General features: G+C 77.3%; 2 protein-coding genes. Both read right to left on the bottom strand.

Annotated elements, in window-relative coordinates:
- On the bottom strand, window positions 1-453 hold a 453-nt coding region (locus ABEB16_RS20890; RefSeq protein ID WP_345714107.1), incomplete at its 3' end, for a hypothetical protein.
- Window positions 450-1568: a hypothetical protein gene (locus ABEB16_RS20885; protein WP_345714106.1), complete on the bottom strand. Its 1119-nt coding sequence runs from the start codon at window positions 1566-1568 to the stop codon at window positions 450-452. The genes ABEB16_RS20890 and ABEB16_RS20885, both read right to left, overlap by 4 nt.
- Between the last annotated feature and the right edge of the window lie 110 nt (window positions 1569-1678).

Raw genomic sequence — 1678 nt, 5'->3', positions numbered from 1 at the left:
GCCCAGCTCGTCGGCGGCCTCCACGGCGGTGCGCCCCGGCCGGCGCTGCAGCAGGGCGCGCTCCTCCCCGGCGCGCACGATCGCCCGGAACCGCTCCTGCAGGGCGACCTCGCACTCACCGGCCGCCGCGGCCCGCTCGGCCCGCTCGCGGTGCTCGGCCGCGGACAGGGCGGTGTCGCCGAAGACGGGGTGCTCCTCGGCGCGGGAGGCGGTCCGGCGCACCGGCCCCGTCACGAGGAGGACGACCACCACGACGGCCGCGAGCAGGCCCGCCAGCAGCAGCGGCCCCGTCCACCCCCCGCCCAGGCCGGGCAGGCGCACCCCCTCCAGCTGCTCCAGCAGCCAGTCCCAGGCGTCGCGGACCCAGTGCTGCTGCTGGTGGTACTCGCGCCCGGCGAGCTCGCGCGCGGCCCACTCCCTGGCCTGCCCGCGACCAGGCTGCAGCGCGCTCACCCCTGCTCCGGCGGACCGCCCGCGGCGGCGCGGTGCAGCTCGACGTCGAGCCCCTCCCGGCGCATCCGCAGGTCGATGTACAGCAGGGCCGTCACCGACGCCACGAAAGGCAGGGCGACGGTGTTGGCCACGGTGGAACCGACGCTGCCGATGGCCTGCTGCAGCACGACGGTGCCCGTCGTCGGCTCCGCGCCCGACGCCGACAGCACCCCCGTCACCACCCCCGCCAGCACGGAGAACGGCACCGCCAGCGCGGTGATCACCGCGTAGGCGATGAGCCAGGTCAGCAGCGTGATGCCCAGCACCCGCCACGTGCTCCCCCGCACCAGGCGCCAGGAGCGGCCCATCGAGCCCAGCACCCCGGCGCGCTCCAGCAGCAGGGCCGGTGCCGCCAGCGACCAGCGCACGTAGAGCCACGCGCCCACGGCGATCGCCGCGAGGGTGCTCACCACCAGCACCGCCACCCCCGCCCCGGCGCTGCCCGCGGCGATCAGGGCGATGCCCGGCCCCACCGCGAGCAGCGCCAGCAGCAGGCCCGGCAGCACCAGGAACACCGCCAGGGCCACCAGCGGCAGGACCCGGCCGCGGGCCAGGCCCCACAGGGCGCCCAGCCCGATGCGCTCGCCCAGCACGGCCCGGCTGACGGCCACGATGAGCAGCCCGTTGAGCACCGTCGTGGCGATCGACTGCAGCGCCACCGTCACGACGAACGCGGGCACCGAGCGGGAGGCGATGGACGCGAGCTGGTCGACGACGGCGTCCGTGGAGACCTCCCCCGCCGCGCCGAGCTCGGCGAGGTCGCTGGTGAGCAGCGCCGTGGGCACCAGGGTGAGCAGGGTGCTGAGGGCCACGACGATCGCCGACAGCCCCACCATCACGGGCGGGTTCTGCCGGAACGCGCGGAAGGCCCCGTCGTAGATCTCGCCGAGGCCCAGCGGCCGCAGCGGCACGATGCCGGGGCGCGCCGCGGCGGCCGGGCCCCACCCGGGCGGGGGTGGCGCCGGTGCGCCCGCGTGCTGCTGCGGGGACGCCCACTGCGGTGCGGGGCCGGTGCCCGGCTGCTGCCAGGGGCCGCCCGACCCCGGCGGCGGCGGTTCCTGCGTGCCCTCGCCCATGCGCTCCCCCGTGATCGCCCGACCTCTGCGCCATGGTGCCAGAGGAGCCGGGTGCCGCTGTACGTGCAGGTCTCGCGCGGGCAGACGGTGCTGCACCTGTCCGAACACCA

The organism is Kineococcus glutinatus, assembly GCF_039542765.1.
GTDB classification, from domain to species: domain Bacteria; phylum Actinomycetota; class Actinomycetes; order Actinomycetales; family Kineococcaceae; genus Kineococcus_A; species Kineococcus_A glutinatus.
Note: the sequence above shows the minus strand (reverse complement) of the source record. Positions and strands in the feature narration are given on the sequence as shown.